The sequence below is a fragment of the Nitrospira sp. genome (assembly GCA_035968315.1).
In the GTDB taxonomy this organism is placed as follows: Bacteria; Nitrospirota; Nitrospiria; order Nitrospirales; family Nitrospiraceae; genus Nitrospira_D.
Genome location: JAVYIN010000007.1, coordinates 137,960 through 155,570, shown reverse-complemented (window position 1 = coordinate 155,570; position 17,611 = coordinate 137,960). Strand labels below are relative to the sequence as shown.

The 17,611-nt window shown below is 59.1% G+C and carries 18 protein-coding genes and 1 tRNA gene; 7 read left to right on the top strand and 12 right to left on the bottom strand.

What is annotated here, in order from left to right; translation table 11 throughout:
* The first annotated feature begins 407 nt into the window (after nucleotides 1-407).
* From RI101_10515 to RI101_10505, 3 genes are read left to right on the top strand one after another with little or no spacing between them, the layout of a single operon-like run.
* Nucleotides 408-743, top strand: a complete 336-nt coding sequence (locus RI101_10515) for a hypothetical protein (protein ID MEC4890481.1) — start codon at nucleotides 408-410, stop codon at nucleotides 741-743.
* Nucleotides 740-1,573, top strand: coding sequence for an HDOD domain-containing protein (locus RI101_10510; GenBank protein MEC4890480.1), 834 nt, complete (start codon nucleotides 740-742; stop codon nucleotides 1,571-1,573). The genes RI101_10515 and RI101_10510 overlap by 4 nt, the downstream gene beginning before the upstream one ends.
* Complete coding sequence (locus tag RI101_10505; GenBank protein ID MEC4890479.1) at nucleotides 1,570-2,538, top strand: diguanylate cyclase; 969 nt, start codon at nucleotides 1,570-1,572, stop codon at nucleotides 2,536-2,538. The genes RI101_10510 and RI101_10505 overlap by 4 nt, the downstream gene beginning before the upstream one ends.
* Nucleotides 2,539-2,638: 100 nt before the next feature.
* Here RI101_10505 and RI101_10500 read toward each other — a convergent pair whose 3' ends face one another.
* The gene (locus RI101_10500; GenBank protein ID MEC4890478.1) at nucleotides 2,639-3,022 is read right to left on the bottom strand and encodes a hypothetical protein; all 384 of its coding nucleotides are present in this window, start codon (nucleotides 3,020-3,022) and stop codon (nucleotides 2,639-2,641) included.
* A 182-nt stretch (nucleotides 3,023-3,204) separates the two neighbouring features.
* Here RI101_10500 and RI101_10495 point away from each other — a divergent pair, with 182 nt between their 5' ends.
* Nucleotides 3,205-4,767, top strand: coding sequence for a secretin N-terminal domain-containing protein (locus RI101_10495; protein ID MEC4890477.1), 1,563 nt, complete (start codon nucleotides 3,205-3,207; stop codon nucleotides 4,765-4,767).
* Between the two features lie 113 nt (nucleotides 4,768-4,880).
* On the opposite strand, the gene RI101_10490 is transcribed toward RI101_10495, so the two are convergent.
* On the bottom strand, nucleotides 4,881-5,108 hold the full coding sequence (locus RI101_10490; protein ID MEC4890476.1) for a hypothetical protein: 228 nt from the start codon (nucleotides 5,106-5,108) through the stop codon (nucleotides 4,881-4,883).
* Nucleotides 5,109-5,225: 117 nt separating this feature from the next.
* Here RI101_10490 and RI101_10485 point away from each other — a divergent pair, with 117 nt between their 5' ends.
* Together RI101_10485 and RI101_10480 are read left to right on the top strand one after the other, a co-directional pair.
* The gene (locus RI101_10485; GenBank protein ID MEC4890475.1) at nucleotides 5,226-6,254 is read left to right on the top strand and encodes a zinc-dependent peptidase; all 1,029 of its coding nucleotides are present in this window, start codon (nucleotides 5,226-5,228) and stop codon (nucleotides 6,252-6,254) included.
* A gap of 116 nt (nucleotides 6,255-6,370) precedes the next feature.
* Nucleotides 6,371-6,586 (top strand): hypothetical protein, encoded by a 216-nt coding sequence (locus RI101_10480; protein ID MEC4890474.1) that lies wholly within the window; start codon nucleotides 6,371-6,373, stop codon nucleotides 6,584-6,586.
* A gap of 245 nt (nucleotides 6,587-6,831) precedes the next feature.
* Here the strand turns inward: RI101_10480 and RI101_10475 are convergent, their stop codons facing one another.
* From RI101_10475 to pyrF, 8 genes are all read right to left on the bottom strand, one after another.
* Nucleotides 6,832-7,044 (bottom strand): DUF2283 domain-containing protein, encoded by a 213-nt coding sequence (locus tag RI101_10475; GenBank protein ID MEC4890473.1) that lies wholly within the window; start codon nucleotides 7,042-7,044, stop codon nucleotides 6,832-6,834.
* A complete protein-coding gene (locus tag RI101_10470) occupies nucleotides 7,029-7,340 on the bottom strand; it encodes a DUF4258 domain-containing protein (GenBank protein MEC4890472.1) in 312 nt (103 codons plus the stop codon). Before RI101_10470 ends, RI101_10475 begins: the two co-directional genes overlap by 16 nt.
* On the bottom strand, nucleotides 7,337-8,530 hold the full coding sequence (locus tag RI101_10465; GenBank protein MEC4890471.1) for a restriction endonuclease subunit S: 1,194 nt from the start codon (nucleotides 8,528-8,530) through the stop codon (nucleotides 7,337-7,339). Before RI101_10465 ends, RI101_10470 begins: the two co-directional genes overlap by 4 nt.
* Nucleotides 8,527-10,062, bottom strand: coding sequence for a class I SAM-dependent DNA methyltransferase (locus RI101_10460; protein ID MEC4890470.1), 1,536 nt, complete (start codon nucleotides 10,060-10,062; stop codon nucleotides 8,527-8,529). The genes RI101_10465 and RI101_10460 overlap by 4 nt, the downstream gene beginning before the upstream one ends.
* Before the next feature lie 90 nt (nucleotides 10,063-10,152).
* A complete protein-coding gene (locus RI101_10455) occupies nucleotides 10,153-11,655 on the bottom strand; it encodes an ATP-binding protein (protein ID MEC4890469.1) in 1,503 nt (500 codons plus the stop codon).
* A gap of 34 nt (nucleotides 11,656-11,689) precedes the next feature.
* Entirely contained in the window at nucleotides 11,690-14,107 is a 2,418-nt protein-coding gene (locus RI101_10450; protein ID MEC4890468.1) for a DEAD/DEAH box helicase family protein, read from the bottom strand.
* A 172-nt stretch (nucleotides 14,108-14,279) separates the two neighbouring features.
* Nucleotides 14,280-14,356, bottom strand: a tRNA-His gene (locus tag RI101_10445).
* Nucleotides 14,357-14,440: 84 nt separating this feature from the next.
* Nucleotides 14,441-15,154: an orotidine-5'-phosphate decarboxylase gene (pyrF, locus tag RI101_10440; GenBank protein ID MEC4890467.1), complete on the bottom strand. Its 714-nt coding sequence runs from the start codon at nucleotides 15,152-15,154 to the stop codon at nucleotides 14,441-14,443.
* Between the two features lie 93 nt (nucleotides 15,155-15,247).
* Here pyrF and rpsT point away from each other — a divergent pair, with 93 nt between their 5' ends.
* Entirely contained in the window at nucleotides 15,248-15,526 is a 279-nt protein-coding gene (gene rpsT / locus RI101_10435; GenBank protein MEC4890466.1) for a 30S ribosomal protein S20, read from the top strand.
* On the opposite strand, the gene holA is transcribed toward rpsT, so the two are convergent.
* Nucleotides 15,498-16,610 carry a DNA polymerase III subunit delta gene (holA, locus tag RI101_10430; GenBank protein MEC4890465.1) on the bottom strand — a complete coding sequence of 371 codons (1,113 nt, stop codon included), beginning with the start codon at nucleotides 16,608-16,610 and terminating at the stop codon, nucleotides 15,498-15,500. The two genes, rpsT and holA, sit on opposite strands and share 29 nt — an antisense overlap.
* 16 nt (nucleotides 16,611-16,626) lie before the next feature.
* Entirely contained in the window at nucleotides 16,627-17,268 is a 642-nt protein-coding gene (gene lptE / locus RI101_10425) for an LPS assembly lipoprotein LptE (GenBank protein ID MEC4890464.1), read from the bottom strand.
* Nucleotides 17,269-17,611: the final 343 nt, after the last annotated feature.

The window sequence follows — 17,611 nt, the reverse complement described above, 5'->3', positions numbered from 1 at the left end:
CGCCATCCGGGATAGCGAGGGAACCCCTTTACCATGCAAGCGATGCGCCTCAGACCAGGAATGCCGTCCATGGGTCAACCCATTGATCTCTCGTGAAAATTATTTTTGTGACGCCCGTCACTAGCCAAGCAGGCTTTCCATTTTTGAACACTCGTGCAGGATCCGCCCACTCCTTGCTCACGAAACCGGCGATAGGCGACGAGCTCCATCTCCTGCTCTCCCACTGCCCACTCCGAACCGCTCAGTGGGCATCCACGGAATTCCGTGATGGGCTCAACCTTCAGAAAATCAGCAGAAAAACCGATACAGCCTCTGCGGAAGAGCAGGCGATGGCTGGAATCCATGCGTCCTCGCCTCTGCACATGATAGTGCGTTTTTCAATGATCCAACGGTAGGAACGTACGACGATGAAACGCGTGGTCATCACCGAAGTCTTGCCCGGCATGGTCCTCGCCAAACCGGTCACCAATGCCAACGGGCTCCCGATTATCTCGGCCGGCACCACCCTGGATGACGCCATGATCGACCGGCTCAAACGCCTGGAGCTGACGTCGGTCTATGTCGAGGGAGACGCCGGAACCGCTACCGGCAAGACCTTGGCGGAACTGGAAGCCGAGCTGGAGCACCGCTTTCGCCGCGTCATCCGCGATCCGCTCCAACAGAACATCCTGGCCGCCCTTCGCCTGCACCTCCAGCAGACACACGGCGTTGCCGGCACAGAAGGGGAAGCCTCCACGTCATGAGCGTCACAGCCACAGATTTCCGTCAGCGAATCGGCCAACTCGGCGACCTGCCCACCCTGCCGCACGTGGTGCAGAAACTGACCTCGATGATCGGGCGGCCGAATGTTTCCGCCGAAGACATCGGCTCCCTGATCGAAAAGGATCAGGTGCTGGCGGCAAAAGTCCTGCGCCTGGCGAATTCGCCTTTTTACGGATTTCCTTCCCGCATCGCATCCGTGCCGCACGCCGTGGTGATCCTCGGCCTTAACGTGGTCAAAGGGCTCACGCTCTGCGCGACGGCCTACGACATCATGAAAGACGCCGGCATGGTGCAGTTATGGCGGCATTCGCTCGGCGTGGCCATCACCTCGCAAATCCTCGGCAAACACTTGAATATGAAGAACCCGGAAGAGGTCTTTGTCGCCGGCCTCCTGCACGATATCGGCAAAGTCATTCTGTACGTCAAATGGCCGGAAGTGGGCACCAAGATTCGAGCGGCGAATCCAGCTGGCGACCGCCCGATGTTTGAAGTCGAACAGGAATTGTACGAGGTCTCCCATGCCAACGTCGGCGGATGGCTGGCCAATGCCTGGCATTTGCCGACCGCGCTCCGGGAGCCGATCATGTTTCACCATCAGCCGGGCGCGGCGCAGGAGGCCCCCCTCCAGACCGCCGTGGTCCATGTTGCCGACATCCTCGTCAAAGGCATGGCCTGCGGCAATCCTGGCGATGACCTGATCCCGCCCCTCTCGCGCCAGGCCTGGGAGCTGGTGGGATTGACCGACGAGACTCTGGCCGGCTGCCTCGCCGCCGCGTCAGAGGAATTTCTCGCCATCGACGACTATCTATGACCAAGTCCACACCAACCCAGCGGGTGCTGATCCTCCACAACGACCCCGTCGAAATGGAATCCCTGTCGAGCCTCCTCACCAGCGCGGGCTACCAGGTCGTGGCGGGGGATTTGTCCAGCATCGCCCTGCATGAACTTGTCCATGACCCGCCCCACCTGATGCTGGCAGCAGAAGGGACCAGCGGGCGATCGGTCGAATCTCTGACCCGGCAGCTGAAAAATGACCCGTTTTTGGGGCGGCTGCCCCTTATCGTCCTCATCCGCGAAAGCCGGCTCAACGATGTCGACTGGGGCGCCCTGCACGTGGATGACTATATCTGCCTGCCCTATCGCCCCGACGAAATCGTCCATCGGGTGCGCCTCTGCATGAGCCGGCTAACCCGCTCGCTCGATGCCAATCCGCTAACCAGGCTTCCCGGCAACACCACGATCCTGTTTGAAACCACGGCACGGATCGAGAGCGGCAAACCCTTCGCGCTGGCCTATCTCGACATCGACAATTTCAAGTCCTTCAACGATCGCTACGGCTATGGCCGTGGCGACGAAGTCCTCGTCGTCACCTGCCGCATCCTCTCCACCGTCGTCAGCGAGCTGGCGGGAACAGAAGGCTTTGTCGGGCATGTGGGCGGCGACGATTTTGTCTTCATGAGCGCGCCCGACCGTATCGACGCCATCTGCGAGACCATCATCAAGCGGTTCGATCTGGTGATTCCTGACTTTTACGACCGGGAGGAGCGCCTGCGCGGCTATATCGACTCCGTCGATCGGAAAGGCAACCGCGAACAATTTCCCATCATGAGCTTGTCCATTGCCGTGGTGACCAACTGCCACCGTTCCATCGACCATCCCGGCGATGTCAGCAAGATCGCATCGGAACTCAAGAAACGCGCCAAAACGCTCCAAGGCAGCGTCTTCGTAAAGGACCAGCGTACTCCCGACGCCACCGCAGCCCACCACGCCGCATAACGGCGCAACACGCAGGGTTCGGCTTTTATTTTAATTGGGGCGATTAGAAGAGGGATTGTTCGTCAGAACAAGCGAATAAGACGATCCGGGAAGGCCCGTCCTACTGGCACGGCTCGAAATCATCGCACGCATCCGCTGTCACACGGGACCCCACCTCATAGACATAGCCGGACAGGATCGCATGTTCCACGTCGCGGCCCTGCTTCGTGAGGACCTTCCCACATCGCAAACAATGCTGGACGCCTTCCCAGGACGCCTCTCCGGCAAGATGCTGAATGGGCTGGCCGGACTCAATGGCATGCTCCGGCACGAGCACTTTCCGAACCTGCGCCACCAGTCGATGCACATGATCGCCAGACTCCAGCTCGGCATCGTCCAAGACCAGCACCAGAAGGCCCAAGGCACGCACAGGATCGCCCTGTGCTTCGTCAAGCAAGCGTTGTGCGAACGCCTGAACCTTATCGTGTAGGGGCTGTGAGTTCATAGCAAGTACCCGTTGTCCATCTGATATCGCTCTATCGGCTGGAATCGGGAAAATCCTGAGGCCCATCGGAAGCCCCCCGGTAAAAATCTGCTCGTCGGTTGTCTCTCCACGCCCCCTATGATAGCTTCCCTGGTGGGATCGTTCGTCCATTGTCGGCTAGGTCCAATACGTATTGAGGGATTGTGGCTAGAGATTTGTTCCTGTCATCGCCGTATCGACCCCGCCGAACGGGACGCTGGCTTGGCGCGGCCTTGGCACTCCTCCTGGCCATGCAGCCAATGTCGGCCTACGCCGAATCCCCGGGAACCTCATCCGGCAAGATTACCCTCGATTTCAATGAAGTCGATATCCCGGTCTTTGTCCGGTTCATCAGCGAGTTGACGGGCAAGAACTTCGTCCTCGACGATACGATCAAAAAACAGAACATCAAGATCTCCGTCTTTTCCCCCACGAAGGTGACTCCGGATCAGGCCTATAGCATGTTCGTCTCCGCGCTGGAGGTCAGCCGCCTGGCTGTCGTGGCCAAGGGCGGCATCCATCAAATCGTCCCCATGGGCGAACTGCCTCCCGAGCGTGGTGTGTACGTGTACAAACTCAAGCATGCCAACGCCACCGACCTGGCCGCCGTGCTGACCAACCTGGTCGCCCGATCGCAAACGGTCGCCCAGACCTCGCCGGGCACGAGGCCCCCCATGCGGCCGCTGACCGAATTCGAAGCCCCCGTCCAAGTCTTTGCCGACAAAGCGACGAACGCCATTGTCATCAGCGCCACCAAGGCGGCATACAGCCGCCTGCAATCGGTTATTCACGATTTGGATACCCGCCGCAAACAGGTGTTTGTCGAGGCCGTCATTTTGGAAGTGCAGGTTGACCGGCTTCGACAGATCGGCACCGACCCCCTCCAAGTCATCGGTTCCGGCAAAGCAGGAGCGCTGCAGGGGATCGCGGGATTCAATCGCGCACCGGAAGATCTGGCCGCCATCGCCCAGACCATCAGCGGCGTCGCCTCGGGGGGCACCGCCGCCGTTCTCAACACGGTCAATGTCCGCGCCTTCCTGCAGCTGCTCATGAGCCTTACGGACACGAACATTCTCTCGACGCCGCAAGTCCTGGCCGCCGATAACCAGAAGGCCAAAATCGTCGTCGGTGAAAATCGTCCTTTCCCGACCGGCCAGGCCCAGGGCATCACCGGCGGCACCCTCGTCACCATTGAGCGGAAAGACGTCGGCGTCACACTGGAACTCACCCCCCAGGTTCTGGAGGACGACCTCATCCGCCTGGAGCTCAAACAGGAAATTACCGCCATCGCTGAAAACGTGGCGCAAACCATCGGATCAGGCACCGCCAGCATCCCTGTCGGTCCCACCACGACCAAACGGTCCATGGAAACGACCACCATCGCCAGAGACAATCAAACCATCGTGGTGGGCGGACTCGTGCGGGACAACGTCACCATCAGCGAGCGAAAAGTTCCCCTCCTCGGGGATATCCCCTTGATTGGCTGGCTTTTCCGGTTTCAAAGCCGCCAGACAGAAAAACTCAACCTGCTTGTTTTCCTGACTCCCCAGCTCGTCCGGGACGAACACGACATGGCGGACCTCAGCGCCAGAAAAGCCAAGGAAATTAATATCCTCCAGCGGGATAACCGGATTGAAGAGCCCACCAGGCTGAAGCAGGATGTCCTCGAACGCCTCGAACGGCCTGCACCAGCCTCTCCCGCGCCGGCTGAACCGAAAACTCCCTAGCGAACCGACTTCATATTCACCGCATCCCCCATCCGCTGAATTTCGCATGAGTGACAACGAGACATCATGTCCCGTCACGTCCGCATTCCTGCGACCACGGGAACAAACTGCCGTCAGCGACCGATCGTGAGCCAGATAAACGGCGTCAGGTAATACGCCACGATGGACGAGAGCAGGCCGAGCACCGCGCCAAACAGGCCCGTCACGTAGAGCCCGGCGAAGGGAGAGAGGAACACGATCAGGATCATCAATACCGCAATGGACCGATGATCTTCATAGAATTGCCGGCGGCGGTCGCTGGTGAGCGACTCGGCGAAGGAACGGTCAGAGCGAATGGGCATAGCCGGAGTATAGTACAAATCTCACGGCCAGCGCAGGCACGGCAGCCACACCCTCTCCAGAAATATCACCGGCACAAGAGAGACAGCCGCCAGGGCGTTCAGAGTAGAATTGTGGCATTGGCCATATCCTCCCTGGAGATCGACTCGATGCTCGTGACGCCGGACAGTCATCGTCGGAACCGACGGCAGGCATTCGTGGTGGCGGCGCTCGTAGCCTGGGGCGCGATCTTGCTCGGCTGGGCCGCCCCTCCGTTCTGGCTGCTGCTGAGTCTCAGCCCCCTCAGCTATTGGTGGGTGCGGCGGCGGGCGCTCCGGCGGGCGGCGGTAATGCGGCAGCCGTTTCCCGAGGAATGGGAGCGGATTCTTCGCGAACGGGTGGCGTTCTTCACCGCACTCGATAAGGCGGGACAATCACGCTTCCGGCAGCTGGTGCAGATTTTTCTCGACGAGGTGCGGATCACGGGCATTCGCACGGAGGTGGATGAGACGATTCGGGTACTGGTGGCGGCAAGCGCGGTGATCCCGATCTTTGGCTTCCACGACTGGGAATATCATCAGTTGCGGGAGGTGCTGATCTACCCGGACACCTTCGACGATGCCTATCAGCACACAAGCGAGGCGTCGATCGTGGGGATGGCAGGTCTCCACCATTTGAGCGGAGTGATGATTCTTTCGAAACCCGCGCTGCTCGCAGGTTTTGCCCCTGATCCTGGGACCCACAATGTCGGGGTGCATGAATTTGCGCACCTGGTCGAAATAGAAGCCGGCGAGTACGGGCTGCCTCCCGAAGTGCCCTGGATGGCGGTCCGCCAATGGGTGCGGTACGTGGGGCGTGAGCTGGCGCGGCCCTCCAAGCATGGCGCCCACATCAACCCCTACGCCTATACGAACGAGCACGAATTCTTCGCGGTGCTGGCGGAATATTTCTTCACGTCGCCCGAGCGGCTGCAGCGCCGCGATCCCGCCTTGTACGCGCTGCTGCGGGACCTCTTTCACCAGGATGCCGGCGCGCTGCTCTCGCTGGTGCCCCGGCGCCGCCAGGGGATCAGCCGCAACGCGCCCTGCCCCTGCGGCAGCGGGAAAAAATACAAGCACTGTTGTCTCAAGGACCACATCTCAAATGGCGTACGGAAGTCCGATCAGTGACGCGAGGCAATATTCCTGGCCGACACAATAAGCGACTCTGCGGTTACGTCGCGACCACAATCCCCATTGGTGAACATAACAAAACGTCTGTTAGGGGAAGTGCCCTCCTATGGTGCATGGAAGCCACACATGACTTGCGCATCCCGCGCACAACGATCCGAGACTGGGTGTCCAGCCGGCATTACCGCAGCACCACAGGCATTCCAACGGACGTCATCGCAAAACGATATAAAGCCGGTGAATCCGTGGACGATTTGGCAGTGGACCATGGACGGCGGCGCCTCGAAATCGAAGCAGCCATCAGGTGCGAACTCTCCGTCGAAGCCGCCTGAACGACCCGTCTTCTTTCTTGACCGATCTCTGGGAAAGAATCGTGTGGCCTCAGCGCTCCGTCAGTCTGGTGCCACACTTCACATCCACGTCGATCACTTTCACCACGATGCCAAGAATGAAAAGGGATGGCTTGCTCTAGATAGGGGCGGGAGTTCGCAGGACTTCCAATTATCGAAGGTGGGTGGCGCGAACGGCGTAGAGATGACGGTGAGTGTAGATGGGGCGGGCACAAACATCCGCACGATCACTCTCCGACCACCAATTCCGCTTCTAACGGATGGTCTTTGCGAAAGCGGCTGACGCCAAGCACGCTGAAACCGAGGACATGCCCCGCCTCGTCCACCCGTTCCATGACGGCATCATGAGCCGTCGGGCGCATGAAGCCGGGCGCCTCACGGAATTGCACTTCGAGATAGTCCGCTTCCGGGTCAAACCAGACTTTTACTTTTTCGGCCATATGGTTTCTCCTGACTTCAGTCGATCGGTCAAATAGGCCGTCACCACAAACGCATCCTCTGGTGGGCACTTTACCACGACGCAGAGCCATTTCCCACCAACCAGCGTTTGCGCGTAGAATTCGTAAAACAACTGCACGGTGTCGTCCGATCGAGACAGGCGCACTTCAGCCGGGGCTTGGAGCACCCGCTCAATCTCTGCCTCCATCCCTGCCATTTCCTGATGTTGAAGGATATGCACGACCCGCTCATCGGTCAGCCTGACGGAGCGCCCGAAACAATCACGGATAATCTTCATAGCTCTCCCTGAAACACGCGATGGAGCATGGAGTGAAAGAGATCGTCCAGGCGGCGGCGGGAAGCGGCTTGCTCAGCCTGCATGGCGCGGATCTCGGACACGCGGGCAGCGAACTCCTTTTGCAGGAAAAGTGGCGGAAGCGGAACAGGCAGAGCACGCAATTGTGTCATGTTGATGCTCGCGAGGTTCGTCGTCCTCTTGGCGCAACCGAGGAAGTACCTGCGGGCCTCGCCGGTCAAAAGGAACTTAGCGAAATAGACCGGATCGAGCTCCGACTGCTCAACACGCACACGAAAGACATGATTTTGGTGGATGTAGTTTGGGAGGTCTTGCTCCAGCATTGCCCCACGTCCCAACTTGTCGAAGTCGCCGCCTTCTGTGAGCAGTACGTCTCCCTTCCGCAGCGCAAGTTCTTCGACTTCTTCCGGCAACGCCTGAATCGTTTTGATTTCTGACAGATCAAGATGCCCTGCCTGCACGTTTGCCACACGAAGGTAAGGAACTTCGACAGGCAACCGTCCGTTGAACTTCCGGCCCTTCGCAACACCAGAGACAACTTCAGCGATTTGTCCCAGCTTTGCATGGGCGTGTGGCTTCTTCGCATTCTCTCCAAACATTTCGTGGAAGAGGGCTGGGATCAGGTCGGCGGTGCGGCGGTCGGCTTGGGCGCGTAGCTTCCGCAACTCGTCCGCTTCGTCCAGCAGCTTCACAATCCGCTCTTGCTCCACCAGCGGAGGAATAGGAATACACACTTGGCGGAGATCTCGCAAAACGATTCTTCGTATAGCCGAACCAGATTTCCGGTTGATGGCGTCTCCAAGCACGGCCTCGGAGCGCAAAGCATAAGCGAGAAATCGTTGATTCAATACATCTTGCTTTGGACGAAGGATTGCCAGCGATGAAAGAACAACGAAGTCGGCGTCGAAATCAATAACTGCCACTTTGCCAACCGTACCATCTTTGGAAAAGAGGACATCACCTGGCAAAGGACGGCAGTCGTTTCGTCTAAGCTCCTCAAAGTCTGAGGGTGAGATTCGCTTGCATGATGCAAGATCGATTATGCCATTGTCATCCACGTGCGCCACTGTAGCGAATGGATAACCTTCCTCTGTGAACGGCGGCGTGCGATGAGAACCATCTGTTATTCTCTCGCAGGCATCAGCCAACGGTTTGGCAATCCAGCCGCTCATTTCTTTCTACCGATTTGGCCAAGCAGAGCGTTGCCGCGCTTGACGATTTCACTCTCAAGCTCAAGCACCTCGCCGAGAATGTCAGCAGGCTTGTCATGGTTGACGGCTTTTGCTGTGACAGGTTTATAGCGGCCTGCGGCGAGACTCCAGTCGTGCTCCCGAATCTTCTGAACCGGCACCCGGTAACTGTTCGGCCCTTCTTCACGGTTCGGCCATTTCGCCAGTGTGTCGGGAATGTCGTTGGCCTCGATTGGCGTGCGCTTGTCGTCCAGGCTGTAGCCGTCGGCGGTGAGGTCGTAGAACCAGACACTCTCTGTCTTCTTGCCCTTCTCAAAGATCAGCGCGGCGGTGCCGACGCCGGAATAGGGCTTGAACACGCCGCTCGGCAGATTGATCACCGCTTGCAGGTCGCACTCGGTCAGGAGCAGCTCGCGCAGGCTGGTGGCGGCGTTGGTGGAGCCGAAGAGTACCCCATTGGGCACGATGACGCCCGCGCGCCCGCCGGGCGCGAGATGGTCGATGAACCATTTGAGAAACAGCAGTTCCGTCGAACGGGTATTCAGCTTGTAGTTGAGGTCGGCCAGGATGCTTTCGTCCTGCACCTTTCCGGCGAAGGGCGGGTTGGCAAGAATGATGTCGAACTGCTGGCCCGGATAGGCGCCGCCGAAGCCAGTGGTAAGCGGGTTCAGCATGGAGACGCGCGCTTTCTCCAACTGGTGGAGGTAGAGGTTCAAGATGGCGATCTTCACCATATTCGCGTCGTTGTCAAAGCCGGTGAAGGCCTGTTCTTCGAGGAACTTCCACTGCGCGGCCTTGAGGAGCCCGCCGTCCACTAGGCCCTGCTTCAGGTCCGCCGGTTTCGTGTGCTGGCGCAAGATGTGCGTAAAGGCCGAGATGAGAAAGCCCGCTGTGCCGCAGGCCGGGTCGCAGATCCGGTGCTTCGGTTGCGGGTTTACGAGCGCCACAATCAGGTCAATGATGTGGCGCGGCGTGCGAAACTGTCCGTTGGTGCCGGAGGCCGACAGTTTGCTCAGCAAATACTCATACATGTCCCCCTTCAGGTCGTGGCCGTCATGGGCGGACAGGTCCATCCCGTGGATAGCTTGCACCACGGCGCGGAGGGTTGGGCGGTCGTAGATCTTGAGGGTGGCGCGGCTGAAGAGCAGCTTGCCGGTGTCGGTCAAGCCCTGGAGTTCATGCAGCTTTTCAATGGCATCGCGGACGGCGGTGAAGAGATCATTGCCGGCCAGCGTGACGAAGTTGCCCCAGGCGTATTTGGCCCACTTGCCGGAGAAGATGCAGACATATTTCTTGTCGAGACTGGCGAGGACGTTGTCCTTCTCCGTCAGCAATCGCAGGAACAGCAGATAGGAAATCTGCTCGATGGAATCCATCGGATTGTTCACGCCCCCGGCCCAAAGGATGTTCATGAGCTGATCGACCTTCTGCCGGAGGCCGGAGGAAAAGAAATTCGACGGCGCGGCAAGGGCCTGGGCGGCAACGGAGTCAGACTGTACAGGAGGCGTGCGCATGGAGTTCTAGAACCCTTCTTTGGTCGGCTTATGGCTTATTGGGAGACTTTTGGATAACAACGGTTTTGCAAGTTATTGAATTGCCTAGCCTTACGCCTTCCCCTTTCGTTGTTTTCCTTCGAGGGAGGAAAACAACTGGATTGGAGGAGGCATATTCGGTTTGCTATATCGCCGGGCGCGAGTCCCCACTGCGGGGTTGAGAATAATCAACAGACCCTGGTCAAGCCACTTCTTAATCTGCTTTGAAGCTGTCAGCACATCGTCTGTTTCCATCGCCGCACGAACTTCGGTATTGCCGATAGAACCATGCTGGTCAATGTGTCGGCTCACCTGTTCCCAGGCAGTCGGCCGATGCTCGTTCAGTAGAAAAACAATAACCGCTTCACGCTGAACATGCGGACGAGTCAAGTAGAGCGGCGGGTATAGCCCGACGGCCTGCATGGTGCCGAACATCATGCGGACCCCCTCGCCAGCATCGAGATTCGGTGGCGTGGGAAAGTCACGGAGATGGTTAACTAAGACGGGGTTGCGGGCATGCGTGCCGATGGTGCCGATGTTCGCAGCGGTGACCGGACCGACCAGTAATCCAGGGCTTTCTACCTCGATGCGATCGGAAAAGATCCGGATGTGCACATCGGCGGACAGACGATAGTCTCGGTGGATAAGGGCATTCGTGATGGCCTCTTTGATGACACGGACAGGATAGCTCTGGACGATGTCGAACCCGAGGGGCCCCATTTGCACGCCTGAAGCCAATTCACTCACCACATAATCGGTGGCGTCTTGAATCTGACGAATGATCGGACCAGAGATCGTTCGCGGCGGCTTGAGCAAGTTGGTGTGTGGATCAGTCTGAACACGGTTGCCGCGATAATGGAACACACGAACAGCGGCTTTGCCGCTGAGCAGGCCAGACGGCTCCTCGGCAAACAACAGCACGGCAGCACGGCTTGGGCGCAATGTCCCCTGTGCATCTGGCCTAGCCAGACCGATGTGGCGCAACGCCTCGGCGATGGGACGCGTAAGACGACGGTGCTGTGCATACTGTTTCCAGTAGTCGGTATCGAGTAACTCGATCTCGATCGGTTCTAACTGGGCTTCAACAGAAATCGTGCCGCGCGAAAAACACAGATCATTGATCTCATTCGCCGTTAGTTCTTTATTGCCCTTTTCGAGACGAACCCATGTGCCGTCATCCACAATCGAATGGATGCGGTTACTCTTCTCGATTTTTAAGAACACGACCGATCCCCTAGCTCCATCACGGAGTGTGCAGCCTATCTCGACGGGCGAACAGGGGAGCAGATTGGGCTCAGTAATGCGCGACTGAAGGTGTCGCCGAAGTTCATCCCAATTGTTTGGATTTTCCTGGATACCATAGACGCGGTCACGGCCCTTTGCCTTATCGGGATCTTCGAACCCCAAAGCAATGATACCCCCCTCGCTGTTAGCGAGAGCCACAATGGATTCGAGGACTGAGGTCAACTTCCCCGCCAATCGCTTGCATTCAAATTGGCTATTCTCCGGCCATTGGAGAAACTCGTCGATGAGCTTGTCGTCGAATGGCGGGGACAATGGTGGTGGCTGTACCATGTGAGTCATATGCTCATCCGTTCAGTTGAGCCATTCACTGAGGAGGGCTAGTGGGCAATTGTGAGCCGCCCAATGCACTTTGCCGGACGAGCGTGGACTGGCGCAAGGCGTCGAAGACTTGCTCTCGATCCTCAAATCGGGCGAGCGCGGAGACGCCGCCCAACTGGTTGAACTGACTCGCCGTGAACAGCGTCATGTCTCCTGCCAGAAAGCGGCGAAGCGCCGCAGGATCTTCGGCCAGCAATTGCGCGGTGGCATCGACCCACTTCTGCTCACTGTACCGGAGGTTGAACCGGGCGGCGATGGAATCGACCGTGTCCGTCACGATGGCGTCGCGCGTGGGGAGCGGCTTGCGCCCGAGCGCATGATAGACAAAAGCCGGTGTCGTCGCCGGCACGCCATAGGAGACGATCAGCTTGTCCGGCGAATAATACATCTCCGGGCGATGGTAAAACCGCTCATTGAGAATGGCTTCGATGGCGTCGTCGTCCTCAGCTTCTACGGCGTCTTGCAGCGCAGGCGTCTGCGCAACGAATTCTTTGATATCCCGCTCGTAGCCGCCACGGAAGGTCATGACATCGACCTTTTCGCCATTGGGGCCGACGATCCGCACCTCCTGACTCACGAGGGTGTCGATCCCCTCCCAGGTCGGGATCTCGCGCTGCGGCCGTTCCCCCCGAGGAAGATCCGGTTGAGCTTCTGCCGCCACACTGTTGCCGCCATCGCCCTGGGCATACGAATCCGTTGAGGCCGGGGATTTCTTTTCGCGCGGAGCCTTCAATGGGACCGAGTAATTGTATTGGTCCTCGAAGTATTCCGCGACGGCACAAAAGTCGAGGAGGTAGAAACAGGCCTTCTCATAAGCGGTGTGGCCGATCATGAAGGTATAGCGACGGGTCCCCCGGCCTTTGATCTGAATATATTCCGTCGGCGAGAACACCGGGCGAAAGAGGCCGATGTTCAGCACGTCGCGGCAATTGTAGCCGGTTGAAAGCATGTCCACGGACACCGCAATGCGCTCGTGCCGTTTGCCGTCACGAAACTCTTTCGCCAGCACCGATGCCTCGGGGATGCGCGAGGTGATGGTCAAGGCGATGCCGGGCTGCAGCTCGTTGAAGATCTTCGTGAGGTTGGTGGCATGTGCCTGATTCACGGCAAACACGATGGACTTGCCGATGGCCCCTGCCGGATCTTGCTGCGCCTCCTTCAGAAAGGCTTCGCACATCAGCCGGTTCCGTGCCGGCGTGAAGATCTTCTTTTCCAGATCCTGGATCTTAAAACTCTCTTCCTTCTCGTTGACGACGACGGCCCAGCCGGACTCAGCCAGCGCCTTAGTCGTGATATCGGAACGGAGGTCGAAAATCTTCGGCAGACAGAGGAACGGGCCTTCCGAATCTTTGACAGCGTCGATGATGTCGTAGCGAAACGTGGGGAAGCCCGGCTTGCACCCGAAGTAATGGTACGTGTCGCGCAACTGACGCGCCTCCAGCGCCTTGGGATTCTCCTCGGCCAATTTCTCAATATCGACGTTCTTGAGATAGGCCTTGGGCGTGGCCGTCAGACCAATGCGCGTGGCCTGGAAAAATTGCACGACTTCGCGGGCATCGCCATAGATGGACCGATGCGCCTCATCGTTGATGACGAGATCGAAATAGAAGGGCGTGAACTCGTCTCGATAGCGGCGATCGGTCAGCAGCGATTGAATGGTCGCGATCACGACGGACGATCCCAGCAGCTCACCGGTCCGGCGAGCGGTTTTGTAGATCACCGGCTTGAACTCCGGCAAGACGGCGGCAAAGTCTTCGATGGTCTGCTTCGCCAGCTCGATGCGATCCACGATGAACAGCACGCGTTCGGCATTGCGGGTCATGAGAAAGCGGCGAATCAGCGCGGCACAGAGCAGCGTCTTGCCCGTACCCGTCGCCATCTCCAGGAGGAACTTCCGCAGGCCTTGGGCATCAAAGTGCCTGGCAATCTCATCCATGGCGTGAATCTGATAGCGCCTCAGCGTGAGGCCGGGCTTGAGCTGGCGGAGATACTCGGGCGTGATGAGTTCGCTTCCGAGGGGACGCGGCGGCTGAAGATTCTTGAGCCGGGCTCGTTCAAGATCATCACGCGAGGGCAGCCGCTCGATGCGGTAGGCGTCGCGCTGGCCGGCCCGCTCATAATTCCAAAACCAATGCTCGCGGCCGTTGGACAATATGATGAAGGGAGCCTTGAGGCTCCCGGCATAACCACGGGCCTGTTCTTTTGCATCGTAGGGATCACGGCCTTCGCGTTTTGCTTCGAGCACGCAGAGTACCCGGCCTAAACTGTCCTTCAGCAGATAATCTGCCCGCCCATTCCCTGTATGCAACTCGAACTGAACCTGCTGAGGATTCAGCAAATCCCATCCACTAAATTCCAATGCTTTGTCGATGAGGACACGGGAGAAGGCTTCAGGTTGGCTCATTGCCGATCGACTCCCTCAGGCTCGCATTAGCGCCGCAGCTTACCCCTTTCCCCGAGAGAAATCATTAGCCCGAAGTGGCACGAGACGTGAGCCGTGAAAGGTGAAACGCAGGAAAGGCTCAGACGTGCTGAGCGTTAAGCCCTGAGTACCGAACAAAGGCATGGTAAAGGCATGGGGTGGATGACGGGTTTCGAACCCGCGACCTCCGGATCCACAATCCGGCGCTCTAACCAACTGAGCTACACCCACCATGCAGGGAGAGACTTGGAAGCACTGTGGAAGGGGGGATCTTAGCAAAGAGGAGTAAGGCCCCGCAACCAGACCGACTTCGGGCTATCCCCGTGCGTCGAAGGCGGCCTGCATCTCGTTCACAATCTCCGTCACGGTCGCGGAAGGATCGGCCGCGTCTCGTATGGGCCGGCCGATGACCAGGTAATCGGCTCCGGCCGCGATGGTCTGCGTCGGCGTGGTTGCCCGTGCATGGTCATCCACGCCTTTTCCAGCCGGCCGCACGCCGGGCGTGACGATGACGAAACGAGGCCCGACTTTCTGCCGGATCGCCGCCGGCTCTTCGCCGGACGCGACGACGCCGTCGCACCCCACTTCCGAGGCCAGGAGCGCCCGCGCAGTCACCAAGTCCTGCACCGTCCGCTGGATGCCCATTTCACGCAGGTCGTGGCTGTCGAAGTTCGTCAGCACGGTGACGGCCAGCAATTTCAGAGAGGAGCCCTCGCGTCCCTGCACCGCCGCGGTCAGCGCCTTGCGGTTGGCATGGACCGTGAGAAAGTCGACGCCCATGGCGGCGACCCGCGCGGTGGCGCGGCGGACGGTTTCTTCGATATCGAGAAATTTCAGATCGAGGAAGACCCGCATATTGCGATCAAGCACCCGCTTGATCATGTCCGGCCCCGCGGCGGTATACAGCTCCAGTCCGATTTTCACGAACGAAATGTGGCCCTGCAGCCGATCCAGCAGCCGCTCGGCTTCGGCCGCGGACGGCACATCGAGCGCAAAAATGAGCCGGTCACGTGCGATGATTTTTCCCATGGACAATCTCCTCACTCACGACAATCCCCGCGCATTCTTGACGCTGCGCTGGTTTCTATGCTACAAAGCTCATTCTTTTTGGAGGATTCTATAATGCCTATCGTTCACAAATCGACGATTCGACAAGCCCGCCGGGCCGAACTCCGGCACAAGCGCAACCACGCCATCATGAGCGCGGTGAAGACGCTGGTCAAGAAGGTTCAAACGGCCGTGGCCGAGAACAAAGCGGATGACGCCAAGACCGCCCTGCGCAGCGCCACCTCGGCGATCAGCAAGGCCGTGACGAAGGGCGCCCTCAAGCCCAATACCGCGTCCCGTCGTGTGTCTCGCTTGACCCAGCATGTCAATGGCCTGACCGCGTCCCGCTCGTAATCGTCCTGACATTCGAGACCACTCGCGCCGATCCCCGCCCGCTTGGGGCCGGTGGTCGGCGCGGGGCATCGGTCGGCGCTCCGCCCGTCGCAAACCGGCACAGCTGCAATAACACCCGCTCCATCGTGAGCTTGGGCTGGCCGCTGCTGCCTCCCTTGAGCTGCCCATCCGCTTCCAGAAACAGCCGCATTGCGTTCTGAAGATGCGCCTCGGAAAACCGGCTGAGGAACGCCCGCACTTTCAGCGGATCCATCCGCAACGTCCGCGCGGCCTCGCCTTCACGGCCCCCTTCACGAATCTGCTCCTTCACTTTCCAGATCCGGCGATACTGCCAGGCCAGCGATCCCAGGATGCGGAGCGGCGCTTCACCCGCCTCCAAATTCCTCGCCAGAATTGACAGCACACGCCCGCGCTGTCCATCGGCGATCGCCAGCGTCAGATCGAAGACCGACGCGCCGGGCTCGACGCCCCGCAGCTGATACACATCGTCGGCCGTCGCGGGACGGTCAGGCGCGACATACGACGCGAGCTTCTCCATCTCACGGCGCGCCGCATACAGCGAGCCGCCGCAGGTTTCCTTCAATACCTCGACCGCCTTCTCATCCAGCCGCAACCCCAGCCGCTGCGCGTCACGGCCCAGCCAGGGCCCCACCTGCACGTCCCGCAGCGGCGAGCAATCGACCGTCACCGCCGCGCGCGTGAGCGCCTGGGAAAACTTCAGCCGTCCGTCCAGTTTCACGGCCACAAACACCAGCGTCGTGCTCTCGACCGGCGCCGCCAGATAGGCCAGGAGCTTCTCCGCTTCGCGGGCCGGCAGTTTCTCAGCGGTCTTCACCAGCACCACCCGGCGCTCGGCAAACACCGGCACTTCCGACGCGCAATTGAGAATCTCCGACCCCTCCGCTTCGTCGCCATAGAATAGGTCGAAATTGAATTCGCCGCCTTCGCCCAGCAGCGCGGCCTTGAGCGTGGCGACGGCTTCGTCGCGCAGCAAATCCTCTTCCCCCACCACAAGATAGAGCGGCGCGGGCGGCCCTTGCTTGAGCACGGATTGCAATTGTGTCGGATTGACGGCCGTTCCCATAGATCCTGTGCGAGTCTTATTTTGTATCCGGCGCAACGGCCGGATCGACAGCACCCGGCTTCTTCAGCCCGCCGGATTCCAGCTGCAGGAGAAACCGCGAAGCCAAATCTTCGGCGACAAAGCGGCCCGCCTGCTCCAGAGCGCGGTTTTGCAGCGCGCGGTTAAATTGCAGATCGGGAGTGATATAAAATTCCGACGACCCTTTGGCGATCTGCATCCAGACCATTTTTTTCGTCCGGGTCTCTTCCACTTTGACGACGACGGTGACTTCCGTCCGGCTTTCCATGGTCGTCGCCGATCCCGTGGTATTCCCCGGCGTCGGCGTGAGACTGAAACTTAAGGTGGGCACGCTCACCGACAGGATCTGCCCGGTCAGGACGAGATCGGCCGCCTCGGAATCGGGCACCACTTGTGCGCCGCTTCCAGAGGAGAATTCGCGCCGCAGATAATTCGTATAGCGGGTTTCCAGATTGGGCTCAAAACTCTTATTTTCCAACGTCCGGATCACCAGCCGTGGCGGGGGCACTTCGGACACCTTCGCCGTGGTCCCGCCGATGGTCGGACCGGCGCCTTCCACGCGGAATTGATAGCCGCAACCGGATAAAACTGAGGCCAGAATGAGAATCACCATCTGGATTGAGATCGTTCGGTGCAGCATCCTCATTCCCGCATTGCAACAAGTTTTCGCCTAATATTCGACATGGAATGGGGCATTCCTCTTAGGCTCCTCCATCAAGACCCATTCCGCAATTCGCACATTTACTCAAGGCCCAGACAGAGGGAAAGGGCCCTTTAAAAAAAGATTTGTGGCAACTCGGACACACACTCATCATTGGCGACATCCATGTTGCAATACTCAAGATCACCCACACCAGTCCGGCCACTTTCGCGGCCGCGATGCTGACCGGGATAAGCAAAAGCGCTGACACAAGCCCGCCACACAATGTGATCCAATGTAACCGGGCACGCAGTCTTATCTTTTTTAGGGCGCGCTGAATTGC

Bases quoted from the DNA above. Each gene is read 5' to 3' on its own strand.
- RI101_10505 (MEC4890479.1), top strand. From the start codon at position 1,570: ATGACCAAGTCCACACCAACCCAGCGGGTGCTGATCCTCCACAACGAC.
- pyrF (MEC4890467.1), bottom strand. From the start codon at position 15,154: ATGGGAAAAATCATCGCACGTGACCGGCTCATTTTTGCGCTCGATGTG.
- RI101_10480 (MEC4890474.1), top strand. From the start codon at position 6,371: ATGGAAGCCACACATGACTTGCGCATCCCGCGCACAACGATCCGAGAC.
- RI101_10450 (MEC4890468.1), bottom strand. From the start codon at position 14,107: ATGAGCCAACCTGAAGCCTTCTCCCGTGTCCTCATCGACAAAGCATTG.
- lptE (MEC4890464.1), bottom strand. From the start codon at position 17,268: ATGCTGCACCGAACGATCTCAATCCAGATGGTGATTCTCATTCTGGCC.
- rpsT (MEC4890466.1), top strand. From the start codon at position 15,248: ATGCCTATCGTTCACAAATCGACGATTCGACAAGCCCGCCGGGCCGAA.
- RI101_10455 (MEC4890469.1), bottom strand. From the start codon at position 11,655: ATGGTACAGCCACCACCATTGTCCCCGCCATTCGACGACAAGCTCATC.
- RI101_10475 (MEC4890473.1), bottom strand. From the start codon at position 7,044: ATGGCCGAAAAAGTAAAAGTCTGGTTTGACCCGGAAGCGGACTATCTC.
- RI101_10470 (MEC4890472.1), bottom strand. From the start codon at position 7,340: ATGAAGATTATCCGTGATTGTTTCGGGCGCTCCGTCAGGCTGACCGAT.
- RI101_10515 (MEC4890481.1), top strand. From the start codon at position 408: ATGAAACGCGTGGTCATCACCGAAGTCTTGCCCGGCATGGTCCTCGCC.
- RI101_10490 (MEC4890476.1), bottom strand. From the start codon at position 5,108: ATGCCCATTCGCTCTGACCGTTCCTTCGCCGAGTCGCTCACCAGCGAC.
- RI101_10510 (MEC4890480.1), top strand. From the start codon at position 740: ATGAGCGTCACAGCCACAGATTTCCGTCAGCGAATCGGCCAACTCGGC.
- RI101_10460 (MEC4890470.1), bottom strand. From the start codon at position 10,062: ATGCGCACGCCTCCTGTACAGTCTGACTCCGTTGCCGCCCAGGCCCTT.
- holA (MEC4890465.1), bottom strand. From the start codon at position 16,610: ATGGGAACGGCCGTCAATCCGACACAATTGCAATCCGTGCTCAAGCAA.
- RI101_10465 (MEC4890471.1), bottom strand. From the start codon at position 8,530: ATGAGCGGCTGGATTGCCAAACCGTTGGCTGATGCCTGCGAGAGAATA.
- RI101_10500 (MEC4890478.1), bottom strand. From the start codon at position 3,022: ATGAACTCACAGCCCCTACACGATAAGGTTCAGGCGTTCGCACAACGC.